Source organism: Streptomyces sp. NPDC006487, assembly GCF_042870555.1.
In the GTDB taxonomy this organism is placed as follows: domain Bacteria; phylum Actinomycetota; class Actinomycetes; order Streptomycetales; family Streptomycetaceae; genus Streptomyces.
On the sequence record NZ_JBIAHN010000006.1, the window covers coordinates 115458 to 137008 of the forward strand.

Consider the following 21551-nt stretch of genomic DNA (forward strand, 5'->3'; position numbering starts at 1 on the left):
CACAGCGGCGGGCGATGGTCCTCCCGGGACGCCTTCGCCATCGGGGAGGCGAAGGGCACTACCAGGAGGCATCGTGGCCGCCAGGCGCGACAAGACGCATTATCTGTACATCGCGGTGATCGGTGCGGTGCTGCTCGGCATCGCCGTCGGGTTCGCCGCGCCCGGCACCGCCGTGGAGCTCAAGCCGCTGGGCACCGGATTCGTCAACCTCATCAAGATGATGATCTCGCCGGTCATCTTCTGCACGATCGTGCTGGGCATCGGCTCGGTGCGCAAGGCCGCCAAGGTCGGAGCGGTGGGCGGGCTGGCGCTCGGCTACTTCATGGTGATGTCCACGGTCGCGCTGGCCATCGGGCTGCTCGTGGGCAACCTGCTGGAGCCCGGCAGCGGGCTGCACCTGACCGAGGCGGCCCGCAGCGCGGGCGAGGCGCAGGCCAAGGCGGGCGGCGCCGAGAGCACTCCGGAGTTCCTGCTGGGGATCATCCCGACCACGCTGGTGTCGGCCTTCACCGGGGGCGAGGTGCTCCAGACGCTGCTGGTGGCACTGCTCTGCGGGTTCGCGCTCCAGGCCATGGGCGCGGCGGGCGAACCGGTGCTGCGCGGGATCGGGCACGTGCAGAAGCTGGTGTTCCGGGTGCTCGCGATGATCATGTGGGCGGCGCCGGTGGGTGCGTTCGGCGCGATCGCCGCGGTGGTCGGGGCGACCGGAATGGACGCGCTGAAGTCCCTGGCGGTCATCATGATCGGCTTCTACACGACCTGCCTGCTCTTCGTGTTCGTGGTGCTGGGCACGCTGCTGCGGCTGTGCACGGGGATCAGCGTCTTCGCCCTGCTGCGCTACCTGGGCCGGGAGTTCCTGCTGATCCTGTCCACTTCCTCCTCGGAGTCGGCGCTGCCCCGGCTGATCGCGAAGATGGAACACGTGGGCGTCTCGCGGCCGGTGGTCGGCATCACGGTCCCGACGGGCTACTCCTTCAACCTGGACGGGACCGCGATCTATCTGACGATGTCCTCGCTCTTCGTCGCGGAGGCGATGGGCAAGCCCTTGGCGCTGGGCGAGCAGATCTCCCTGCTGCTGTTCATGATCGTGGCCTCGAAGGGTGCGGCCGGGGTCACGGGTGCGGGACTCGCCACGCTGGCCGGAGGACTCCAGTCGCACCGGCCTGAACTCGTCGACGGCGTCGGCCTGATCGTGGGCATCGACCGCTTCATGAGCGAGGCGAGGGCCCTGACGAACTTCGCGGGCAACGCGATCGCGACCGTGCTGATCGGTACCTGGACGAAGGAGTTCGACCGGGACCGGGCCACCGAAGTCCTCGCGGGACGGCTGCCGTTCGACGAGAGCACGCTCACCGACGACGCGCACGGGCAGGCCCCGGCCGTACCCGCCCAGCCGGAGGGCGCCAAGGACGGCGTCCCCGCCTGACGGGGACGCCCCGCGGACCGGCCGGGCAGGGCTCGCCCCCACGGTGCCCAGCCCGGCTGGACCCGACACCTCTGGCGGGAGTCATTTTTCAGCCAAGATCCGATGAACCGTCTCGCTGTAAAAGGTACTTCCATATCGGGGCACGCTTCTGACATCTTGCGTCCACCACTCGTTTCGTACGGACCGGTAGGTGCCACCCGCACCGCCGGACCGTCTTCGGAGGACGCATTGATACCCCACATATCCAGCCGACCTCGACGCACCCTCGTACTGGCGGCAGCCCTGGGCGCCCTGGTCCTCGGGGCACCGGCCGCGCTCGCCGGCACGGCGCCCGTCTCCCCGGCCGGCATCCCCGGCACCTCCGCCCCCGCCAAGGCCAAGGCCCAGGCCCCGGCGCCGACTTCCCAGAGTGCGACCTGGGCTGCCGGCACCCGCGCCTACGTGGTGATCACCGCCGCCGGTGACAGCTCCGCGGTCCGTTCCGCCGTCACGGCGAACGGCGGCACGGTCTTCTCGTACTACGACCAGATCGGCGTGATCGTCGCCCACTCGACCTCCTCGACCTTCGCCGCCACCATGCGCGGGATCAGCGGGGTCCAGAAGGTCGGCGCGACGCGCACCTCGGACGTACCGGCCGACGCCTACAACCCGGCGCTGCCCGCCAACCCGTCCCAGTCGACGACCCCCGCGGGCGAGCCCCTGCGCGCCGACATGACCCAGATCAAGGCCGACCAGGCCTGGGCCGTGACCACCGGCTCGGCCTCCGTCAAGGTCGGCATCCTGGACACCGGCGTCGACGACCAGCACCAGGACCTGGCGCCGAACTTCAACGCCGCGGACTCCGCCTCCTGCGCCTACGGCAAGGCGGACACCCGGGTCGGCGCCTGGCGCGACGTGGACACCCACGGCACGCACGTGGCCGGCAGCGTGGCCGCCGCCAAGAACGGCAAGGGTGTCATCGGCGTGGCCCCGGGCGTGAAGATCTCCTCGGTCCGCGTGGCCGAGCCGGGCACCTCGCTGTTCTACGCCGAGAACACCATCTGTGCCTTCGTGTGGTCGGGCGACCACGGGTTCAAGGTCACCAACAACAGCTATTACACGGACCCGTGGCAGTTCAACTGCCCGGACAACATCGACCAGGCCGCGATCATCGAGGGCGTCAAGCGCGCCCAGGAGTACGCGGAGAGCAAGGGCTCGCTCCAGGTCGCCGCGGCGGGCAACGAGAACTACGACCTCGCCAACAAGACCACGGACTCGGCGAGCCCCAACGACTCGACGCCGACCACCCGGACCATCACCAACGCCTGCCTGGACATCCCGACCGAGCTCCCGGGCGTGGTCACGGTCGCCGCCAACGGCACCGGAACCACCAAGGCCTCGTTCTCCAACTTCGGCCAGGGCGTCATCGACGTCGCGGCGCCGGGCAGCAACGTCTACTCCACCGCTCCGGGCGGCGGTTACAGCACCAAGAGCGGTACGTCGATGGCCACCCCGCACGTCGTGGGCGTCGCCGCGCTCATCGCCAGCGCCAACCCGGCCTTCACCCCGGCGCAGATCCGCACCGCGCTGGCCACCCAGGCCAACGACACCGCCTGCCCGTCGGACAGCCGCTGCAAGGGGACCACGGCCAACAACGGGTTCTTCGGCGAGGGCCAGGTCGACGCGCTGAAGGCGGTCGGCGGCTCGACCCCGCCCCCCGGCAAGTACTTCGAGAACCTCACCGACGTCGCGATCACCGACAACGCGACCGTGAACAGTGCCATCACCGTCAGCGGCGTGACCGGCAACGCGCCGGCCACCCTCAAGGTGGGCGTGGACATCAAGCACACCTACATCGGTGACCTCAAGGTCGACCTCGTGGCTCCGGACGGTTCCGTATACGTCCTGAGCAACCGGGCCGGCGGCGGCACGGACAACATCGTCCAGACCTTCACCGTCAACGCCTCCACCGAGGTCGCCAACGGTGTCTGGACGCTGCGCGTGAACGACAACGCCAACCAGGACACCGGCAAGATCGACGCCTGGAACCTGACCTTCTAGCCGGCCGGCCGGCTCCTGCCCGCCCGATCAGCGGTGCAGGACGTCGGCCAGCCAGTCGAAGACCACGTCGCAGTGCTGTTGCGGGGCCATCGGGGAGCAGTGCAACTGCGCCCCGATGGCCTCCGTGTTCCACACCCGGAAAGGCTCCGGCTCCGACGGCGAGGCCGGTCAGGGCCGTACGGCGGGAGACCCCGCGGACGGGGCGGCGGCGGGGGCTCCGGACGCGGTGTGTTCGTGCTTCACGGCAGGGAAGGCAGGAGTGCCACCGGGCGCGTCGCCGCCGCCGCACGCTCCGTCGCTCCGAACGGCCCCGGGCCCGGCTACCGGGTCCGCAGTACGCAGTCCCCGCAGAGCCCGCCGCCGGGCACCTTGTAGTACAGGCAGCAGCTGCGGCGCACGAAGGCCACCCCGAGGCCGGGTTCGTGGAGATAGGTGCCGGTCCCGCCGAGCGGGCCGCCGTCGGCCAGCAGGCCGGCGGCGAGCGAAGCGGCCGCCTCCCCCGGCACCCGGTCCGTGAGCACCCGGACGGCGCCGACCAGCCCGGAGGCGGCGTTGCCGCGCAGCACCAGCGGCGAGACTCCGAACCGCTCGCGCAGCGCCGTGTCGAGCACCGCGAGGTGGCCGAGCACGGTGTCCGCGAGGGCCCGCGCCGGGGTTTCCCCGGGGAATTCGGCGGGTTCGGGCAGCCACAGCTCCAGCGAGCCGGAGCCGGGCAGCCGCCACCACAGGCGGCCGGGTCCGAGGTCCGGGACCCGGCCGGAGAGCACGGCGCAGCCGAGCCCGAGCGACCAGAGCCTCGAGGCGATCCCGAACTGCGCGGTCGAAGCCGCCACCCGCCCGGGTCCGCTCCCGATGCGCCGGCCGACCTCTCCCACGTAGGCCCCGAGCAGCTCCCCGTACAGCTCGTCGAGCGGCCGGAAGCCGGGGCCGGGCGGCTCTTTCCCGTACGCCACGGTGAAGAAGGGGCCGACGGAGCCCAACTGCCTCAGTACGCCGTCCATCCCGGGCTCCGTGTCCATCCGCCGATGATCTCACCGAGCCGGACCCCGCCGGACCGGCGGGGTCCGGCGGGGTCCGGCAGGGTCCGGCAGGGTCCGGCAGGGCTCCCGCGACCGGCCTATGCCTGGGTGAAGGCCGCGACCTCGAAGTCGGACATGTCGAGGCCGCCCTGCTTGGTGTCGTCGTTGGCGAAGACGAAGGACTCGATCGGGACGTCCCGCTCGGCGCTGAGCTGGGCCACCAGCTCCTGCAGGACCACCGTCTCCAGGACCACCCGGACCGCGTCCGCGACCTCGGGCAGGCGGACGACCGACAGGCTGTCCGCCGGCTCCACCTCGGCCGTGGTCATCAGCAGCGTGAGGTGTCCGGCACCCGCCAGCGAGCGGGCCAGCTCGATCTCGCGGCCGTCGCCGTAGACGAGGTGCAGGGTGTTGCCCGCCGATTCCATCTCGCCGTGCAGGTAGTTGCGGGTGGCCGAGTGGGCCGCGGTCATCCGCACCACCTCGCGCAGCAGCAGCGCGCCCTCCTCGGCGGAGGCCCGGGAGGCCCCGGCGGCCACGCCGTCGGAGGCGATGCAGCGGGCGCCGCGCTCGCGCAGCCCCGCCACGACGGCGGTGGCCTGCGAGTGGATCGCGGTGGTCTGCTCGGCGATCTCGCCCCAGGGGTCGCCCGCGCGGCCCGCGACGGCCCCCGCGATCAGGTCGAGGGCGACGATGGTGCCGGTGTAGCCGATGGTCGAGGCGTACGAGTCGGGCTCGTTGCCGAGGTCCACGGTGAGGTCGGCGAGGTCGCCGAGCGGCGAGGGGACCACGTTGAGCAGCGCGGTCTTCGTGATGCCGGGGGCGGCGCACTCGAAGGCGGCGATGGTCTCGGAGCTGCGGCCGCCCTGGGAGACGGCGATCAGGCAGTCGGTGTCGAAGCCGGCGGTGCCGGTCTCGATCTCGCTGGACAGCACGCGCTGGGTGACGATCCCGGCCTCGCGGAGCTGCTGCACGGGGACGGCGAGGGCGGCGTACGAGGCTCCGATGCCGGTGAACAGGGGGCGCTCGGCGGCACGCAGCCCGGCGAGCGCCGGGGAGGCGAGCTGGGTACGGACACGGTCGGCGATCCGGGCGAGGGCTGCGCCCTGGTCGGCCTGGCCTTCGAGGAAGGTGATGCGGGATCCGGACATGGTGGGGGTCCTTAGCGAAGTCTGGGGGTCGCGGGCCCCCGCCGGTTCGGGCGGGCGGGGGCGGGGCGGGGCGGGCGGTCGTGCGGGGCTGGGTCGGCCGGGGTTGGGCCGGCCGGGGTTGGGCCGGCCGGGGTTGGGCCGGCCGGGAGAAGCCGCCGGCTCGGGCTCAGGAGGCGTCGGCCTTGGTGAGCGGCTTGCCTTCCTCGTCGCGTTCGCGGCCCGGGGTGGGGAGGTCGAACTTCACGATCGCCCAGCGGAAGAGCACGTAGTAGATGGCGGCGAAGGCCAGGCCGATCGGTATGAGCATCCAGGGCTTGGTGGCGATGCCGTAGTTCACGACGTAGTCGATGGCGCCGGAGGAGAAGCCGAAGCCGTCACGGATGCCGAGGGCGTAGCAGACGGCCATCGAGACGCCGAAGAGGAAGGCGTGGATCGCGTAGAGGAGGGGAGCCACGAACATGAAGGCGAATTCGATGGGCTCGGTCACGCCGGTGACGAAGGAGGTCAGGGCGACGGAGATCATCATGCCCTTGACCATGGTCCGGTTCTCGGGGCGTGCGGTGTGCGCGATGGCCATGGCGGCGGCCGGGAGCGCGAACATGTAGATCGGGAAGCCGCCGGTCATGAACTGGCCGGCCGTCGGGTCGCCGGCGAGGAAGCGGGCGATGTCCCCGTGCACCTCGGTGCCGGTGGTCGGGTTGACGAAGGAGCCGGCCTCGAACCAGGGGAAGACCGAGAAGAAGTGGTGCATCCCGATCGGGATGAGGGCCCGGACGACGAGACCGAAGAGGCCCGCGCCCCAGGCGCCGGTGCCGACCAGCCACTCGCCGAAGTGGAAGAACCAGCCGCCGACGGTCGGCCAGACCACTCCGAATACCACTCCCATGCCGACGCCCGCGAAGGCGCTCAGGATGGGGACGAGGCGGCGGCCGCCGAAGAAGCCGAGCCACTCGGGCAGCTTGGTCCGGCTGAAGCGCTGGTAGAGGAGGGCCGCGATCAGGCCCATCACGATGCCGCCGAGGACCTTGGCGTCGAGCGGCTCGCCGTCCACTCCCTTGGGGAAGGCGGGGCTGGCCAGTACGGCCTTGAAGACCAGATAGCCGACCACGGCCGCCAGGGCGGTGGAGCCGTCCGACTTCTTGGCGAAGCCGATGGCCACGCCGACCGCGAAGAGCAGCGGGAGGTTGGCGAAGACGGTGTCGCCGGCGGCCGCAAGGACCATCGCGAGCTTCTGGATGACCAGCGGGAAGTTCTCGCGGCCCAGCAGGTCGGCGCCGCCGAGCCGGGTCAGCAGGGCCGCTGCCGGCAGCGTGGCCACGGGCAGCATCAGGCTGCGGCCGATGCGCTGCAGGACCGGCATGACCCGGCCCGGCTTCTTTCCGGCGGCCGGCGCGCTGGCCGGAACGGTGGCCGTACTCATCTGGTGCTCCTCGTCGAGCGGGGTGGTGGGGACGACTCGAAGGTAGCCAGTGGTTTTGGATTGGTCAACAGTGGTCTCTTGTGGTCTTTAAGGAAATGTCACGGTGGGGCCGTAGGTCCCGGCCAGGCCGGGACTGAAGCCGAAGCGAAGTGGTAGCAAGTGGTATGGTTTGCGCCATGACCGACGACGCTGCCATCGCCGCCGCCTCCTCCCCGATCGCGGCGACTGCCCGCGCCGCGGACCCCCTGTGGGCCCAGGCCGCGGACCGCATCCGCGAGGAGATCGCCCGCCGCGGCCTGTCCGAGGGCAGCAAGCTGCCGCCCGAGCGCGAGCTGTGCACCCGGCTGGACGTCTCCCGCGTCACCCTGCGCCGCGCACTCGCCCGTCTCGTCGAACAGGGCCTGGTCACCGCGTCCCACGGGCGCGGCTGGTTCGTCGCGGCGCCGGTGGCACCCGCTCCCGCCCGCGAGTGGCCCAAGGACCTGGAGTCCTTCACCGCCACCGCGCGGCGCAAGCACATGCGCGCCAGCTCGGTGGTCCTGCGCCACGACACCGTCACCGCGTCCCTGGACGACGCCGACCGCCTCGACGTGCCCGCCGGCACCCCGCTCCTGCGCCTGGAGCGGGTCCGGCTGCTCAACGACGTGCGGATCGCCGTCGACCGGACCCTGGTCGTCGCCGAGCTCGCGCCCGACCTCGCCCGTACCGACTTCCGCGAGACCTCCCTCTTCGAGGAACTGCGCCGCTGGGGCGTCCAGCCCGACCGCGCCGAGGCGACCATCGAGGCGCGCAACGCCGACGGAGAGCTCGCCGGGCACCTGGGCATCGCCGAGGGCGCGCCGGTACTCGTACTCGACCAGACGGTGTACACCAGGGACCAGCGGCCGCTGCTGCTGTCCACGGTGGAGTACAGCGGGGACCGCTACCGGCTGCGCACCACCCTGCAGACAGACTGACACCGGCCGTACGGCGGCCGGTAGCCCCGTTCGGCACCCTCCGGACAGGCGAAAGCCCCGGCCCGGGTGGTCGTCCGCCCGTCCGGGGCCCGGTGGGACCGGTCAGATTCCGGCGAGGAACTCCAGCAGTGCCCGGTTGAAGGCCTCGGGCTGTTCCACGCCCGGCAGGTGCCCGGCCCGCTCCACCACGGCGAGCACCGAGTGCGGGACCAGCGCGTGCAGGGACTCGGCCTCGGGGACCGGGGTGTAGACGTCGTCGCGGCCGACCACGATCAGGCAGGGCACCTCGGCCGGCAGCGCCGCGAGCACCGGGGCGTAGTCGGGCCGTTCGGCGCGCCCGCGCAGGGCGGCGGCGGCGCCCTCGGGGGCGGTCGCGCACATCATCCCGGTGACCTTGTCCGCCGTCTCCGGCATCCCGGTCACGTTGTACGGCGCGAGCATCTTGTCGATGACCTCGTCGGCATAGGGCTTCATTCCCTCCGCGAGGAGCCGCTCCGCGAGGTTCCGGCGGAAGGATTTGCCGTCCTCCGTTTCGGGCGGGGAAGAGGTGTCGGAGAGAACGAGGGCCCGCACCCGGCCCGGGTGGCCGAGCCACATCTCCATGGCGATCTGACCGCCCATGGACACACCGCCGACGACCGCCTGTTCGACGCCCAGACGGTCGAGCAGATCGGCCAGATCGTCGGCGAAGTCCGCGAGCAGCGTTTTGCCCGGCAGCACCGGGCTGTGCCCGTATCCCCGCAGGTCAGGGGTGATCACACGGTAACCGGCCGTGGTCAGTGCCGCCGTCTGGGGGGCCCACATCGAGTGGTTGAACGGATGTCCGTGGATCAGGATTACGGGGGCTCCCTCGCGGGGACCCAAGTCCTCGAAAAAGAGTGTCACGCCATTGCCAATTTGGGGGTTCATGAGAGGACCCTAAGGGGCTACATTGAGCCACTCGCGTTCACCTGACAGCCCGTTGCCTTTCACCCGTGTTTTGCACTGGGGGCGACGTCAGGGACGCAGACTGTGCAACCACCCCACCGCCTAGAAGGACCGAAGGCTCCGTGCCCGTACCCGTACTCCTCGCCGGCCGCTCCGTGCGGCTTGAGCCCCTCGCCCCCCACCACACCGAGGCCTTGGCCCTGGCCGGGGCCGAGGATCGTACGACTTACGCCTTCACTCCCGTACCCCACGGGTTGCAGGCGTCACACGAGTACATCGACCGCGCCCTCGCTGATCAGGCAGCGGGTCGATCGCTCCCGTTCGCGGTGGTCAGAGCCACCGACGGTCGGGTGGTCGGTTCGACCCGGTTCCTGGAACTCGACTACTGGCAGGGGCCCCTGGTGTGGCCCGCCGTGCCGGGGGTCCCGTTCGGCGATCCGGCGACGGCGATCCCCGATGCCGCCGAGATCGGCAATACCTGGCTGTCCCCGGCGGCCCAGGGCACCGGCATCAACACCGAGGCGAAGCTGCTCATGCTCCGCCATGCCTTCGAGACCTGGGGGGTCCGGCGGATCTCGCTGCGCGCCGACGCCCGCAACGGTCGCTCGCGCGCTGCGATGGAACGGCTCGGGTTCACCAGCGAGGGGGTCCGCCGGGCCCATTCGCGGGGCCTGGACGGCGCCGTGCGCAGTACGGCCTTCTACTCGATCCTCGACGAGGAGTGGCCGGCCGTGCGGTCGGTCATCGAGCTGCGGCTGTCCGCCGCGGCGCAGCGCAAGCGGCGCCGCAAGACGCTCATCCCGGCGTAACGGTCCTTCTCCGAAGATCCGTACGCCCGGCTCCCGATCCCGCTCCGGGCCTGCCCCTGCCCCTGCCCCTGCCCCGCCTCCGTCTTCCCGGTGTCAGCCGAGGAAGGCGGGGGCGAGGGCCGAGGTCATCAGCCGGGCCGGGGTCCCGCCGCCGTCGGCGGGCAGGGAGTACAGGTCCGCGCCGAAGTCCCCGGGCAGCGAGTAGACGACGGTCCTGTCGTCGGTCCACACCACCTGATCGTCCACGCTGCGCTCCTCGGCGAGCGGGGCCTCGGTCATCGTGGCGAGGTCCAGGACGTGGAGGCGCCACGGCGCGTCCGGGGACAGGCCCGGCACCCGCTTCTTGAACACCAGCCGGGTCCCGTCGGGCGACAGGGACGGGCATTCCAGGTTCTCGCGCAGTGTGGTCACCGTGCGTGCCGCGAGGTCGCCGCGGACCAGGTGGGTCCGGCCGCCGGTGGCGAGCGTCGCGTAGAAGGTGCGCTCGTCGGCGGCGAAGGTGACCCCCCAGAAGTTGACGTCCGCGTTGCGGTACGTCTTGCCGTCCTTGTGGATGGTGAACTCCTCCAGCGAGGCGTCGTACGTCCCGCTGCGCAGGTCCAGCAGCGAGGTCCGGGTCGAGAAGTTCGTACCGGCGTACGAGTCCCCGCCCACGAAGACCGTCCAGGCGACGAGGTGGCCGCCGGGCGAGACCCGGGCCCGGGTCGGGATGCCGGCCAGCGGGCGTGAGTCGACCTCCTTCAGCCGGGCGTCGAGGACCACCGCCTTGTAGGCGTCCTGCATCCCGCGCTTGTCGGCCTGGAGGCAGACCCCGGTGCCGGCGGCGGCGTGGAAGCGCAGGCAGCTGACCCCGGAGGCGGTACGCGGGCCTTCGGGCGCTCCCGCCGCCGCGGTGGCGAGCTCGTCGCGGTGGGGGCCCCAGGCCATGTTCCGGAACACGATCCGCCGGCCGCCGTCGCCCGGGGAGAGGGAGACCTCGCCGGGCGTGATCGGCGGCCCGCCGGCCTGCTCCTGGTTCTTCTCCTCGGCGCGCGAGGAGGCTCGTACGATCGCGAGCGCGCCGATGGCGGCGAGCAGGACGACGGCGGAGACGAGGATCAGGATCCGGCGTTGGAGGGGCATGGGGGGCCTTTCTCGGGCGGCGGGGGGGCGGGGTCAGGCGGGTGCGGTGTCCGGCGCGGCGGCTCCCGACCACAGCCGGACGCAGAGCGCGAGCGCTCCGGCCAGCAGTACGGCGGCCGCGGCCAGCGCGGGGCGGGCGCCCCAGCACGTCCAGGCGGCGCCGAAGCCCAGCGAGGCCGCGAACCGGGCGAGGGCCTGCCCGGTCTGGACGAGGGCGAGGCCGCCGCCGCGCTGCTCCTCGGGGACGGCTCCGGCGGCCGCGGCCATCAGCACCCCGTCGGTGGCGGCGTAGAAGCCGCCGTGCAGCAGGAGGACGGCGTACGGCAGCGCCGGATGGTGGCCTCCGGCGAGGAGGATCCCGTACGCGGCGAGCAGGGCGAGGTGACCACCGAGGAACACGGACCGGCGGCCGATCCGGTCGGCGAGCCGGCCGAGCGGCAGCGCGAGCAGGAAGAACGCGGCGGCGGTGCCCAGCGGCAGCAGGGCGAACCAGCGGTCGGCGAGGCCGGTGGTGTCCTGGATCAGCAGGAAGACGAAGGCGTCGCTGACGGTGCACAGACCCAGGAGCAGCGCGCACAGGCCGATCCGGCGCAGGTCGGGGCGGCCTAGCAGGCCGAAGGAGGCGCGCAGCGAGACGGCGGGACCCGGGGCGGCTGCCCCCGAGACGGCGGGACCCGGGGCGGTACGCCCGGGGACGAAGAGCACCAGGACGAGGACGCCGAGCGCGGCCACGCAGGCACTGACGGTGAAGACGGCGTCGTAGCCCTCGGCGGCGCCGCGCAGGATCAGGAAGGCCAGGATCGGCCCGATCAGCGCGCCGGCGGTGTCCATGGCCCGGTGCACGCCGAAGGCCCGGCCGCGTTCCCCGGGTGTGGCGGCCAGGGAGATCAGCGCGTCGCGCGGGGCGGTGCGCAGGCCCTTGCCGGTCCGGTCCAGGGCGAGGACGGCGCCGATCGCGGGCAAGGTGTGGGCGAGCAGCAGCAGCGGTTTGCACAGGGCGGAGAGCCCGTAGCCGATGCCGGCGAGCGCCTTGTGGCGGCCGAAGCGGTCACCGAGGTGGCCGCCGGTGAGCCGGACGAGGGCGCTGACCCCGTTGTAGAGGCCGTCGAGCAGACCGAAGCCGAGCGGGCTGAGCCCGAGCCCGGCGACGAGGTAGAGCGGCAGCACGGCCGTGACCATCTCCGAGGAGACGTCGGTGACGAGGCTGACCGTGCCGAGGGCGAGCACCGTGGGGGCGAGCGCGGCGCGCCGCCCGGGGCGGATGCCCTGGGCGGCGGCCTGCGGCTCGGGGGTCACGGCGGACGCGGGGGTGGCGCGACTGTCCGCAACGTACATGGTCAGGAAGTCCAGATCCCCGTGATGTCCTTGGCGGTCGCCGCGTTCCCGGCGTGGGCGGTCAGGCCGGCCAGGCCTTCCAGGGTGCGCAGCACGTCGTAGTGGTTGTAGGTGGTGGAGGCGCTGGAGCCGGGGGTCACGGACTGGCCGTAGAACACCGTCGGGATCTTGTTCCCGGCGAGACGGTTGTCCTCGTCGAAGGTGACGACGAGCAGGCTGTTGTGGGTCTTGGCCCAGTCCGCGTAGGCCTTGACCTTGTTCTTGAGCCAGGTGTCGCCGGTGCCGACGGAGCAGTCGTGCATGTCGTTGCAGAGGTCCGGGACGACGAAGGACATCTTGGGCAGGGTGGTGAAGTCCGTGGGGAACTGGGTCATGGTCTTCGCGGTGTTGGTGGGCACGTTGGAGAAGGCGAACCAGGGGTTGTGCTTGCGCGCGTACTTGCCGCTGGAGCAGGTGGTGGAACCCGCGCTGGGCAGCCCCTCGTTGTAGCTGGCCCAGGTCTTGCCGGCGGCGATCAGCTCGGAGGCCAGGTTGGGCGCGGAGCTGAAGGCCGGCGTGTAGCAGCTGTCGCCGGTGACGCCCTGGTTGGAGCCCGAGAAGAGCTGGAGGTAGTTGGGCTGGCTCGGGTGCGTGATGCCGTAGGAGGCGGTGAGGTTGGCTCCCCCGGTCTTGAGGGAGTTGATGTACGGGGCGCTGGAGCTGCCGATGACCTGGCTGTAGGCGTGGTTCTCGAAGACCACGACGACTATGTGGTCGGGTGCGGGCAGGCCTGCCGCGTGTGCGGGCTGGGCGGAACCGATGCCCGCCCACAGCGCGGCGCCGGCGGCGGTGACGCCGAGGACGGTGGCGAGGGCGGTCTTGCGACGGGACCGTGAAAAGGGCATGCCGAACACGGGAATTACCTCCGGGCAGGGTGGTCTGGGGGCGGCGCGGACGTACCGTACCGATCGGCATGTGCATGGGCCAGAGATACTCGGCGAACAGCACGGAAACTCGGCAGGCCGTTTTCGCGTCGGGCAACGTCCGTCCCTTCGGAACACCAAGAGACGTAAAAATCGGGAACCCGCGAGCACGTACGCTCATCTTTCGATCGAAAGCAGTCCCACTCCGCCCCAACGGGGCAGCACCAGCCGGAGAGCAACCCCACATGTCGCACTCACCCGACGGACAGCAGCAGCCGTACCGGTCGGAAGGGCCCTACCAGCAGCAACCGCCCTACGGCGATGCGTACGGGCAGCAGCACGGCCAGCAGCAGGCACAGCAGTACGGGCCGCCCTACGGGCAGCAGAACGCGCAGCCTCACGGACAGCAGTCTCAGCGCTACGGACAGCAGTACGGGCAGCAGGCCGGCGGGCCGTACGGCGGGCAGAACACGCAGCCCTACGGGGAGCAGGACACCCAGCAGTTCGCGCCCCAGTACGAGCAGCAGTACGGGCAGCCCCACGAGCAGCCGCACCCGCCGCAGTCCGAGGAGCCGCGCCGGCCGTCCCGGGTCCGGCGGTGGGTGATCGCGGGTGCCTCCGTCCTCGCGCTCGCGGGCATCGCGGCGCTGGTCATGAACCACTACGAGATACCGCCCTTCACCGACAAGGGCGAGGCCGTCTCCTTCGGGCAGCCGCCCGCCGGGGGCGACACCGGTGGAGCGGCGGTCGCCTCCCCGCCGCCGAACTCGAAGATGTCGATGCCCACCGGCCCGGCGGCCGACTTCAAGAACTCGATGACCCTGTCCGACGGCACGCACGTCGCCGTCACCACACTCACCGGCAAGAAGTCCGGGTTCAAGGGCAAGGTCTGGGTGTGGGCGCCCAAGGAGTACAACGACCCGAAGTTCGCCAAGAGCGGCTTCCCGGTCATGATCGCACTGCCCGGTGGGGCCGGTTACCCGAACAACTACTGGATGGGCACCGACCTGGGCCTCCAGAGCAGCATCAGCAAGTGGTACTCCCAGGGGAAGAGCAAGCCCTTCATCCTGGCCATGCCGGTGCTGAACCCGGGCCCGGACGACAAGGGCGTCTACTGGGACGGCTCCGACATCCCCGGCCAGCCCAAGATGGGCACCTGGCTGACCGACGACGTCCCGGACCTGATGCGGGCGAACTTCCGCACGATCAAGTCCCGTGACGGCTGGGCCTACATGGGCTCCTCCACGGGCGGCTTCGCCAGCCTGAAGGCCGTGCTGAAGCACCCGGAGAAGTTCAAGGCCGCGATCTGCTCCGGCCCCGACATCGTCCCCGACTCCTCCCTGTGGAAGGGCCACGACAAGGAGAAGGCGGAGAACAACCCCGAGCTGCTCGCCAAGGCGCTGATCGCCAAGAAGGGCGGCCCGGACGTCTACCTGGCCTTCCAGGTCGGCACCAACGAGAGCAACAAGAACACCCTGCCGAACGTGCAGAAGTTCATCGCCGACTACGGCAAGGGGCCGATCCACACCAACCTGAGGATCATCCAGGGCGGCCAGCACAACGCCAAGACCTACGTGCCCAACATGGGCGAGGGACCGATCCAGTTCATCAGCAAGGTCATGGAAGGACCCGTCGAGTAGTCGCCGCGCCGACCCGCACCGGCTCCTCGCGCCCCGGCCCGCCGAACACCTTCGGCGGGCCGTCGCCGTTCCAGGGCGCCCAGCCCGGGTCCCCGTCGACGGCGAAGCGCACCCAGGCCGCGTGCATCTCCCCCGCCAGTTCCCGCGGGGCGTCCGGTCCGGCCAGCCAGGACGCCTCGGGTACGTCCAGGGTGTCGAAGACGAAGCCCAGCTCCAGGGCGTGGCAGGACCCGAGGCCGGCGACCCCGGACGGCCAGGCGAACTCGTACACGAAGCTCGGCGCGCTGCGCCCGGCCGCGCCCGCCAGCGCGCGCAGCGGATCGCGCAGCAGCCGGTCGGTGAGCAGGTGGCCGAGGAGGTCGGCCGGTCCCGCGCCGGGCCGCTCCGCGCGCAGCGCCCGTACGGCGGCCCGGTCCTTTCCGGACCGGATCCGGCCCAGGGCCACGGACAGCGGCCCCAGCCGGTCGAACAGCCGCATCGCCCCGGTCGGGGCGAGCCAGAGCCGGTACTCCTCGGCGGTCCAGCCCAGCAGCAGCGCTACGTCGCCCCGCGCGGCCGCCGCTTCGAGCGGATCGAGCGGCAGCGTCTCCGGGTCGGCGACCAGGCCGAAGGCGGGGCCGCCCAGCAGCGGTGAGGAGCGGCGCAGTACGGCCGCCTGTGCGGCGAGCAGATCGGGCAGGGCGGCCCCGGCGAAGGCCTCGGCCGTGGCCGGCACCTTGAGCAGCGCGGCCATCCGCCGGACCATGGTGCGCACCTTGTCCCGCGGCAGCACCTCGGGGGCGCCGCTCTGCAGGACGGCCCGCTGGAAGAGGCCGGCGGCGCGGGGTGCGGCGAGCAGGGCGCCGATGCTGATGGCTCCGGCGGACTCCCCGAAGACGGTGACGCGGGCCGGGTCGCCGCCGAAGGCCGCGATGTTCTCCCGTACCCAGGACAGGGCGGCGATCTGGTCGAGCAGCCCGCGGTTGGCGGGGGCGTCGGGGAAGAGGCCGTAGCCGAGGACGCCCAGGCGGTAGTTGACGGAGACGAGCACCACCCCGTCGCGGGCGAAGGCGGAGCCCTCGTAGACGGGCACGGCCGAGGAGCCCCGGGTGAGGGCGCCTCCGTGGATCCACACCATGACCGGCAGCCGGGCCCCGGACGTCTCCCCGCCGAGGGGGGCGGGGGTCCACACGTTGAGGTTCAGGCAGTCCTCCCCGGGGACCTCGGGATCCGGCAGCAGCGCGGCGAAGGCCTCGGGGTAGGGCACCTTGGGCGCGGTGGGGCCGTACGCACCCGCGTCGCGTACGCCGTCCCAGGCCTCGGGGGGCTCGGGCGCGGCGAACCGGAGGGCTCCGACGGGCGGGGCGGCGTAGGGGATGCCCCGGAAGACGGCGATGCCGCCCGGGCCGGTCCTGCCCTCGACCTCGCCGTGGGCGGTCCGGACCCGGGGACGGGGGCTGTCCGGGGTCCCGCTCGCCGCTGCGGCCATCAACGTCCTCCAAGTGTCCGGGCGCCTGGTGTCGGGGCTCCGCGCCGGTCGCACGGTCGCACAGGCATGCGCGGGGTGACAAGGCGTGACCCCGCCGGGGGCGCGGCGGGTTGGGCGGGCATGCGATCCCTGTCTCTCCCCCACACCATTCGGAGCCTCGTCCGGGCCGGATCGGTCCCCGTCCTGCTGCTGGCGGCCACGGCCACCGCAGCGGCGGCCGGCGGCAGCGCGTACGCCGCCGACGGCCCGACCGCCGCCCTCGGGACCCCGACGGCCGTCGGGCCCGCCTTCCAGTACCTGGGCACGGACGACCGCCCGCACGGCATCGACTCCCCCAAGGGCTGTGTGGAGGCCCTCGGCGGCGGCGGGCGGGCGGTGACCAACAAGACGAACCGCTCGGTGGCCCTGTACCGGGAGCCGGGCTGCGTGGGCACCCCGGTGGAGGTGCTGGCACCGGGCGCGGTCAAGCCGGTGCCCCGGTACTTCTCCTCCGCCCGCTTCTCGGCCGGCTCGTAGGCCGAAGCGCTCGTGGTCCGAGATCACCGGCGGCTCAGCGACCGTGACCCTTGGGCGCTCTCCGCGTTGTATGCCATGTCAAACGCCGCAACTTCTGTTTCCTGCGGCACCCACGTTCCTCTCTAGGAGATCTTGATGTCGCGTATCGCGAAGGCATTCGTCATCACCGCTGCCGCCGGTAGCGCCCTGGCCGCCGGTGCGGGTCTGGCGGCTGCCGATGCCGGAGCGCACGGTGCGGCGGTCGGCTCCCCCGGTGTCCTGTCGGGCAACCTGCTCCAGGTTCCGGTGCACGTCCCGGTCAACGTCTGCGGCAACACCGTCAACGTGATCGGCCTGCTGAACCCGGCGTTCGGCAACACCTGCATCAACGCGTCGGGCCACGACGGCGGCCACCACACCGAGGGCAACTACGGCGGCTGAATCGCCTGGTGACCCGAAGGGCCCCCGCCGTACGGCGGGGGCCCTTCCTCGTGTCGTGCCGCCGGGGTGCCCGGCCGGCCCCGCCGGCCCGCCGGGGCTCACTCGTAGCGGTAGAGGCCCTGGTGTCCGAGCATCTCGCGCGGGGTGACGTCCCACGGCGGCATCGGCTCGTCGAGGGCGATCACCCGGCCGCGCTGGAGGTCGCCGAGCGCGAGCGGGGCGGCGGGCAGGTAGCCGGAGGCCGGGTGCCGCTGCTGCCAGCGGTCCCAGAGCAGGTCCACGAAGGCGTGGTGCAGCCAGAAGGCGGGGTCGTTGGGGGCCGTGCCGCCGGTCATGTGGCCGCCGATCCACTGGTGCACCTTGTTGTGGTTGCGCCACTTCTCGCTCTTCGGGGCGGCCCAGCCCTCCAGTTTGTTGCGGAAGCCGCCGCGCCCGGCCGTCGAGTCCCAGGGGGAGCTGTCGTACAGCGGGTCGTCGATCGCCCACTGCAGCTCGGCCGGGGTCGGCAGGCTGATCGGGTTCTGCGGCCGGCCCAGGTTGCGGGTGAGGAAGGCGGCCTCCGTGATGCCGACCGTGACGGTCCAGTTGCCCTTGTTGTAGGCGAACGGGCCGGTCATCACCTGGCGGTCGCTCTCCCGGCCGGTCCCGCCGAGGAAGTCCTCCGCCCACAGGGAGGAGGCCGGGCTGGTGTCGGTGGTCCAGTCCCAGTACGGGATGGTGACGCCCGCGTCGACGCTCTGTAGCTGGCGTTCGAACTCCAGCAGGTAGCGCCGGTGCCAGGGGAAGAAGGACGGTGACATGTGCCCGACGCGCCGTTTGCGGTCGCGGTCGGGAACGAAGTACTTGTCGTGGGTGCGGACGAACGCGTCGTAGGTGCCGTTGCGCTTGAGCTCGATCACGGCCGCCGTGAAGCGCTTCTTCTGCGCGCTGGTCAGGTTCTTCTGGTTCTGCCGGATGTACACGCCCTGCTACTCCTGTCCCCCGTGGTGCGCGGCGGCGAACGCCAGCTGGGTGGTGCCCAGTTCGTCGACGGCCGCGCGGGCGAGCTCCAGCGGGGTCGCGTAGGACTGGAAGTGGTTGATCCCGCTCAGGTACGTGCCGTCGGAGCGGCGCATGACGTGCAGGGCGCGGCCGTCGATGCGGACACTGGTCCCCGTCGGGTCGACGGCGATGTGCCGGCCGCGGTACGTCTCCTCGCCCGCCGGGGTCAGCGGAGCCGGTGTGAGGGTCTGCCGGGGACGGCGCGCGCGCAGTACGGGGGCCAGCGCCGCGGCCGTGCCGGCGAACACGGCCGCGGTGAAGGCGGTACGGAGGACCGCGCGGCGGGTGAGTGGTGCGCCTGGTGCTGCGTACATACGGTCTCCCTCGCTCGGTGGCCGGTGGCTACGGGTCTAACGCGGCGCGGCGGGCGAGGTCACCGGGGACACCTACTCCTGTTCGGTGTGTTTGTAGTAGAGGGTGGTCGCCACCAGACGGCCGGCCGGGTCGGTGGCGTAGTCGGGGATGGAGCCGGCCTCGGTCCAGCCGGCGGCGCGGTACACCCGCTCGGCCGCGCTGCCGCTCTCGGTGTCGAGGAACAAAAGCACCACCCCGGCACGGGCCGCGGCGGACTCGGCCTCGGCGAGGAGCGCGCGGCCGGTGCCGCGGCCGCGGGCGTCGGGGTGGACCATCAGCTTGCGGACCTCGGCGCGGTGACGGCCGTTCGGCTTCGTCTCCCGGCTCCAGCTGACGGTGCCGTCGATCCGGCCGTCCGGCCCCCGGGACACCCACAGGGCGAGCGAGCCCTCCTCGACGGCGGGGAGCAGGGAGTCCCACCAGGCGGCGGCCTCCCGGTGTTCGAGGTCGGCGAGGAAGCCGATCGAGGAGCCCCCGCGCACGACGGCGAGGAGCAGCGCGGCGAGCTCCTCGCGGTGTGCGGTCAGGGCGGCGGCGTCGTCGATCCGGGTGAGGGAGGGGTTCATCCGACCGAGGATAAGGATCAGGCGGTGGTGCGCTGGAGCCGGGGCAGGTGCAGATCGCGGAAGATCGCGGTCATGCGCAGGGCGAAGACGAGGCCGGCCGACACGACGATGTCGACGGTGTCCGGGACACCGGCCCAGTGCAGGCCGAGGTAGGACAGCGCCCCCGCGAGGGCGGCGGTCGCGTACACCTCTTCGCGCAGGAGCAGCGGCGGGAACTCTCCGCAGAGCACGTCGCGGACGACCTCGCCGGTGACGCCCGTCAGGACGGCCAGGATGAGCACGGCGACGGGGGTGACGTGCGCGTCGATCGCGGCGCGGGCGCCGATCACGGTGACGACGGCGAGGCCTACGGCGTCCACGACCATGAGCGCGCGCTGCGGAAGCTGCCTGCGGCGCAGGTAGAGCATGGTGGCGACGGCGACGGACCCGATGAGGACGAGCAGCAGCCAGTCGTGCGTCCAGTAGAGCGGGTGCCGGTCGAGGATGAGGTCGCGCAGGGTCCCGCCGGAGATGCTGGCCGCGAAGGCGAGGACGAGCCCGCCGAAGGGGTCCATGTTGGCACGGTGCGCGGCGAGGACGCCGGAGGCCGCGAAGGCGGCGATGCCGAGGAGGTAGAGGGCGTGCAGCATGGCGCCTCCTTCGAGGGGCGGGACCGGGGGGACCCGTAGAGGTTGCCGGATCCGCCCGGGCGCCCGCATCGGCCGTTCGGCCAGGACGGCGGTGGTCCAGGTCGACTGCGCGCCCGGGCGGCGGTGCGCCCGAGGCGGTGGCGCGGGCGCCGCCCGGGCCCCGGCCCGCCCGCGACTCCGGCCCGCCCGCAACTCCGGTCACGACCCGCCCGTGACCGGTGCGCGTGCCGGTCCGTGAACCGGGCCGTGAACCGGGCCGTGAACCGGGCCGTCAGGCTCCGTCGCCGAGCCGGTCGCGCTGGATCCGGTGGGCGAGGGTGCGGCGCACGGAGGCCGGGGTGTCCGTGGTGGCCCCCGAGGGGACGTCGAGGCCCCGGCTGATCGCGTCGTACGCCTCCCGGTAGGCGGCGGGCAGCTCCTCGCGGTGCAGCCTCAGATCCTCCTCGACGAGGCGTCGCAGCTCGTCCACGTCCCGGGGGGTGAACCGCTTCTTCCCCCGGGCGACCGCATCGACCTGGCGGGCACAGCGCGCGCTGTCCGGGTACGCCTCGGCGATCTCCTCGGCCAGGCCCCATAGGCGCCCTTCGAGCCACGGCGCGTCGCCCTGGTCGAGGGAGAGCCCGACCGCCGGGAGCGGTTCCTGCTCCCTGTACTTCGCCACCTGCTTGGACACGGCGGGCTGGCTCATGGCCGTGAGCCGGGCGATCTTGTCCTGGGTCCAGCCGAAGCCCGCGAAGACCTTGATCATCTCGGTGCGCAGCCTGCGCATCTCCTCGCCCGCGCGGATGACCTCGTTCATCTCCGCGAGCATCCGCCCGGCCTGCTCCTCCGTCAGCGACTCGGGGATCCGGCTCGCACCCTCTTCACCTGTCATAGCTCGGTTATACACCGGAACCGCGCCACGGCGGGACGGACCCATAACCAGGTTGTACAACCTGGTTATGAATGGCAGGCTGCCCCCATGCCCACCTTTAGCGCACCCGATGGAACCCGGCTCGCATACCACACGGCCGGAGACGGCGAACCGCTGCTCTGCATCCCCGGAGGCCCTGCGGACTCCCGGTACCTCGGCGACCTCGGCGGCCTGTCCCGCCACCGCCGGCTGATCCTCCTCGACCTGCCCGGCACGGGCGGTTCGGCCGTTCCCGAGGACACCGCCTCCTACCGCTGCGACCGGCTCGTCGAGGACGTCGAGGCGCTGCGCGAACACCTCGGGCTCGACCGGACCGACCTGCTCGGCCACTCCGCCGGGGCGAACGTCGCGATGGGGTACGCGGCCCGGTACCCCGGCGCCCTCGGCAAGCTCGCCCTGATCGGCCCCGGCACCCGGGCCGTCGGGATCGAGATCACCGGTGACACTCGGCTCGAACTCGCGCGGCTCCGCGAGGACGAGCCCTGGTTCCCGGCGGCGTTCGCCGCCCTGGAGGCCGTCTCCGCGGGCACGGGCAGCGACTGGGACGCCCTCACCCCCTTCTTCTGCGGCCGGTGGGACAGCGCGGCGCGGGAGCACCACGCCGCCGGCCGGCCGGTCAACCGGGATGCCGTCGCCCACTTCGGCGCCGAGGGCGCCTTCACTCCGGAGACCACCCGCGCCGCGCTCGGCGCCTTCGGGGCACCCGTCCTGCTGCTCACCGGGGAGTTCGACCTGAACAGCCCGCCCCGGTCGACGGCCGAGCTCGCGGAACTGTTCTGCGACGCCACCCTCTCGGTGCAGCCCGGAGCGGGCCATTACCCCTGGATCGACGATGCCGAAGGGTTCGCGGCGGCCGTCGAGGCGTTCCTGGGATGACGACCCGCTCGCCGTCACAGC

General features: G+C 72.2%; 21 protein-coding genes. 8 read left to right on the top strand and 13 right to left on the bottom strand.

The features are described from left to right. The first annotated feature begins 73 nt into the window (after positions 1–73). Both ACFYM0_RS11745 and ACFYM0_RS11750 read left to right on the top strand, forming a co-directional pair. Entirely contained in the window at positions 74–1426 is a 1353-nt protein-coding gene (locus ACFYM0_RS11745) for a cation:dicarboxylate symporter family transporter (protein WP_388499598.1), read from the top strand. Positions 1427–1654: 228 nt separating this feature from the next. Continuing rightward, positions 1655–3466, top strand: a complete 1812-nt coding sequence (locus ACFYM0_RS11750) for a S8 family serine peptidase (protein ID WP_388499601.1) — start codon at positions 1655–1657, stop codon at positions 3464–3466. Between the two features lie 320 nt (positions 3467–3786). Here the strand turns inward: ACFYM0_RS11750 and ACFYM0_RS11755 are convergent, their stop codons facing one another. The 3 genes from ACFYM0_RS11755 to ACFYM0_RS11765 form a co-directional block, all read right to left on the bottom strand. Further along, positions 3787–4485, bottom strand: coding sequence for a (2Fe-2S)-binding protein (locus tag ACFYM0_RS11755; protein ID WP_388499603.1), 699 nt, complete (start codon positions 4483–4485; stop codon positions 3787–3789). Between the two features lie 98 nt (positions 4486–4583). After that, entirely contained in the window at positions 4584–5636 is a 1053-nt protein-coding gene (locus ACFYM0_RS11760; RefSeq protein WP_388499606.1) for an SIS domain-containing protein, read from the bottom strand. 166 nt (positions 5637–5802) lie between these two features. Beyond that, on the bottom strand, positions 5803–7056 hold the full coding sequence (locus ACFYM0_RS11765) for a PTS transporter subunit EIIC (RefSeq protein WP_388499609.1): 1254 nt from the start codon (positions 7054–7056) through the stop codon (positions 5803–5805). A gap of 176 nt (positions 7057–7232) precedes the next feature. Here ACFYM0_RS11765 and ACFYM0_RS11770 point away from each other — a divergent pair, with 176 nt between their 5' ends. Then, positions 7233–8012, top strand: coding sequence for a GntR family transcriptional regulator (locus tag ACFYM0_RS11770; RefSeq protein WP_388499610.1), 780 nt, complete (start codon positions 7233–7235; stop codon positions 8010–8012). A 102-nt stretch (positions 8013–8114) separates the two neighbouring features. On the opposite strand, the gene ACFYM0_RS11775 is transcribed toward ACFYM0_RS11770, so the two are convergent. Further along, positions 8115–8921: an alpha/beta fold hydrolase gene (locus tag ACFYM0_RS11775; RefSeq protein ID WP_388499612.1), complete on the bottom strand. Its 807-nt coding sequence runs from the start codon at positions 8919–8921 to the stop codon at positions 8115–8117. A gap of 140 nt (positions 8922–9061) precedes the next feature. Between ACFYM0_RS11775 and ACFYM0_RS11780 the strand changes: the two genes are divergently transcribed. After that, a complete protein-coding gene (locus ACFYM0_RS11780; RefSeq protein ID WP_254380534.1) occupies positions 9062–9748 on the top strand; it encodes a GNAT family N-acetyltransferase in 687 nt (228 codons plus the stop codon). 93 nt (positions 9749–9841) lie between these two features. On the opposite strand, the gene ACFYM0_RS11785 is transcribed toward ACFYM0_RS11780, so the two are convergent. From ACFYM0_RS11785 to ACFYM0_RS11795, 3 genes are read right to left on the bottom strand one after another with little or no spacing between them, the layout of a single operon-like run. Then, entirely contained in the window at positions 9842–10870 is a 1029-nt protein-coding gene (locus ACFYM0_RS11785) for a TolB-like translocation protein (RefSeq protein WP_388499614.1), read from the bottom strand. Between the two features lie 33 nt (positions 10871–10903). Continuing rightward, on the bottom strand, positions 10904–12205 hold the full coding sequence (locus ACFYM0_RS11790) for an MFS transporter (RefSeq protein WP_388499617.1): 1302 nt from the start codon (positions 12203–12205) through the stop codon (positions 10904–10906). A gap of 2 nt (positions 12206–12207) precedes the next feature. Beyond that, positions 12208–13089, bottom strand: a complete 882-nt coding sequence (locus ACFYM0_RS11795; RefSeq protein WP_388499618.1) for an alkaline phosphatase family protein — start codon at positions 13087–13089, stop codon at positions 12208–12210. 263 nt (positions 13090–13352) lie between these two features. Between ACFYM0_RS11795 and ACFYM0_RS11800 the strand changes: the two genes are divergently transcribed. Then, positions 13353–14747, top strand: coding sequence for an alpha/beta hydrolase-fold protein (locus tag ACFYM0_RS11800; RefSeq protein WP_388499621.1), 1395 nt, complete (start codon positions 13353–13355; stop codon positions 14745–14747). Here the strand turns inward: ACFYM0_RS11800 and ACFYM0_RS11805 are convergent. Then, positions 14725–16215, bottom strand: coding sequence for a carboxylesterase/lipase family protein (locus tag ACFYM0_RS11805; protein WP_388499624.1), 1491 nt, complete (start codon positions 16213–16215; stop codon positions 14725–14727). The genes ACFYM0_RS11800 and ACFYM0_RS11805 overlap by 23 nt on opposite strands. Positions 16216–16335: 120 nt before the next feature. On the opposite strand from ACFYM0_RS11805, the gene ACFYM0_RS11810 reads away from it, so the two are divergent. Both ACFYM0_RS11810 and ACFYM0_RS11815 read left to right on the top strand, forming a co-directional pair. Continuing rightward, entirely contained in the window at positions 16336–16731 is a 396-nt protein-coding gene (locus ACFYM0_RS11810; RefSeq protein WP_388499627.1) for a hypothetical protein, read from the top strand. A gap of 135 nt (positions 16732–16866) precedes the next feature. After that, positions 16867–17151: a chaplin gene (locus ACFYM0_RS11815; RefSeq protein WP_250738105.1), complete on the top strand. Its 285-nt coding sequence runs from the start codon at positions 16867–16869 to the stop codon at positions 17149–17151. Positions 17152–17249: 98 nt separating this feature from the next. Here ACFYM0_RS11815 and ACFYM0_RS11820 read toward each other — a convergent pair whose 3' ends face one another. The 5 genes from ACFYM0_RS11820 to ACFYM0_RS11840 form a co-directional block, all read right to left on the bottom strand. Continuing rightward, a complete protein-coding gene (locus tag ACFYM0_RS11820; protein WP_388499630.1) occupies positions 17250–18113 on the bottom strand; it encodes a tyrosinase family protein in 864 nt (287 codons plus the stop codon). A gap of 6 nt (positions 18114–18119) precedes the next feature. After that, positions 18120–18506: a tyrosinase family oxidase copper chaperone gene (locus ACFYM0_RS11825; RefSeq protein ID WP_388499632.1), complete on the bottom strand. Its 387-nt coding sequence runs from the start codon at positions 18504–18506 to the stop codon at positions 18120–18122. A 72-nt stretch (positions 18507–18578) separates the two neighbouring features. Further along, positions 18579–19112 (bottom strand): GNAT family N-acetyltransferase, encoded by a 534-nt coding sequence (locus ACFYM0_RS11830; protein ID WP_388499635.1) that lies wholly within the window; start codon positions 19110–19112, stop codon positions 18579–18581. 17 nt (positions 19113–19129) lie between these two features. After that, entirely contained in the window at positions 19130–19741 is a 612-nt protein-coding gene (locus ACFYM0_RS11835; protein ID WP_388499637.1) for a trimeric intracellular cation channel family protein, read from the bottom strand. A 271-nt stretch (positions 19742–20012) separates the two neighbouring features. Continuing rightward, on the bottom strand, positions 20013–20615 hold the full coding sequence (locus tag ACFYM0_RS11840) for a sigma-70 family RNA polymerase sigma factor (protein WP_388499640.1): 603 nt from the start codon (positions 20613–20615) through the stop codon (positions 20013–20015). Between the two features lie 87 nt (positions 20616–20702). On the opposite strand from ACFYM0_RS11840, the gene ACFYM0_RS11845 reads away from it, so the two are divergent. Continuing rightward, on the top strand, positions 20703–21530 hold the full coding sequence (locus ACFYM0_RS11845) for an alpha/beta fold hydrolase (protein ID WP_388499643.1): 828 nt from the start codon (positions 20703–20705) through the stop codon (positions 21528–21530). The last annotated feature ends 21 nt before the right edge of the window (positions 21531–21551 follow it).

What these genes read in the sequence shown, in the direction of transcription:
- ACFYM0_RS11755 (WP_388499603.1), bottom strand. Translation starts at nt 4,485, where the DNA reads ATGGACACGGAGCCCGGGATGGACGGCGTACTGAGGCAGTTGGGCTCC.
- ACFYM0_RS11760 (WP_388499606.1), bottom strand. Translation starts at nt 5,636, where the DNA reads ATGTCCGGATCCCGCATCACCTTCCTCGAAGGCCAGGCCGACCAGGGC.
- ACFYM0_RS11765 (WP_388499609.1), bottom strand. Translation starts at nt 7,056, where the DNA reads ATGAGTACGGCCACCGTTCCGGCCAGCGCGCCGGCCGCCGGAAAGAAG.
- ACFYM0_RS11770 (WP_388499610.1), top strand. Translation starts at nt 7,233, where the DNA reads ATGACCGACGACGCTGCCATCGCCGCCGCCTCCTCCCCGATCGCGGCG.
- ACFYM0_RS11775 (WP_388499612.1), bottom strand. Translation starts at nt 8,921, where the DNA reads ATGAACCCCCAAATTGGCAATGGCGTGACACTCTTTTTCGAGGACTTG.
- ACFYM0_RS11785 (WP_388499614.1), bottom strand. Translation starts at nt 10,870, where the DNA reads ATGCCCCTCCAACGCCGGATCCTGATCCTCGTCTCCGCCGTCGTCCTG.
- ACFYM0_RS11790 (WP_388499617.1), bottom strand. Translation starts at nt 12,205, where the DNA reads ATGTACGTTGCGGACAGTCGCGCCACCCCCGCGTCCGCCGTGACCCCC.
- ACFYM0_RS11795 (WP_388499618.1), bottom strand. Translation starts at nt 13,089, where the DNA reads ATGCCCTTTTCACGGTCCCGTCGCAAGACCGCCCTCGCCACCGTCCTC.
- ACFYM0_RS11800 (WP_388499621.1), top strand. Translation starts at nt 13,353, where the DNA reads ATGTCGCACTCACCCGACGGACAGCAGCAGCCGTACCGGTCGGAAGGG.
- ACFYM0_RS11805 (WP_388499624.1), bottom strand. Translation starts at nt 16,215, where the DNA reads ATGGCCGCAGCGGCGAGCGGGACCCCGGACAGCCCCCGTCCCCGGGTC.
- ACFYM0_RS11810 (WP_388499627.1), top strand. Translation starts at nt 16,336, where the DNA reads ATGCGATCCCTGTCTCTCCCCCACACCATTCGGAGCCTCGTCCGGGCC.
- ACFYM0_RS11815 (WP_250738105.1), top strand. Translation starts at nt 16,867, where the DNA reads ATGTCGCGTATCGCGAAGGCATTCGTCATCACCGCTGCCGCCGGTAGC.
- ACFYM0_RS11825 (WP_388499632.1), bottom strand. Translation starts at nt 18,506, where the DNA reads ATGTACGCAGCACCAGGCGCACCACTCACCCGCCGCGCGGTCCTCCGT.
- ACFYM0_RS11830 (WP_388499635.1), bottom strand. Translation starts at nt 19,112, where the DNA reads ATGAACCCCTCCCTCACCCGGATCGACGACGCCGCCGCCCTGACCGCA.
- ACFYM0_RS11835 (WP_388499637.1), bottom strand. Translation starts at nt 19,741, where the DNA reads ATGCTGCACGCCCTCTACCTCCTCGGCATCGCCGCCTTCGCGGCCTCC.
- ACFYM0_RS11840 (WP_388499640.1), bottom strand. Translation starts at nt 20,615, where the DNA reads ATGACAGGTGAAGAGGGTGCGAGCCGGATCCCCGAGTCGCTGACGGAG.
- ACFYM0_RS11845 (WP_388499643.1), top strand. Translation starts at nt 20,703, where the DNA reads ATGCCCACCTTTAGCGCACCCGATGGAACCCGGCTCGCATACCACACG.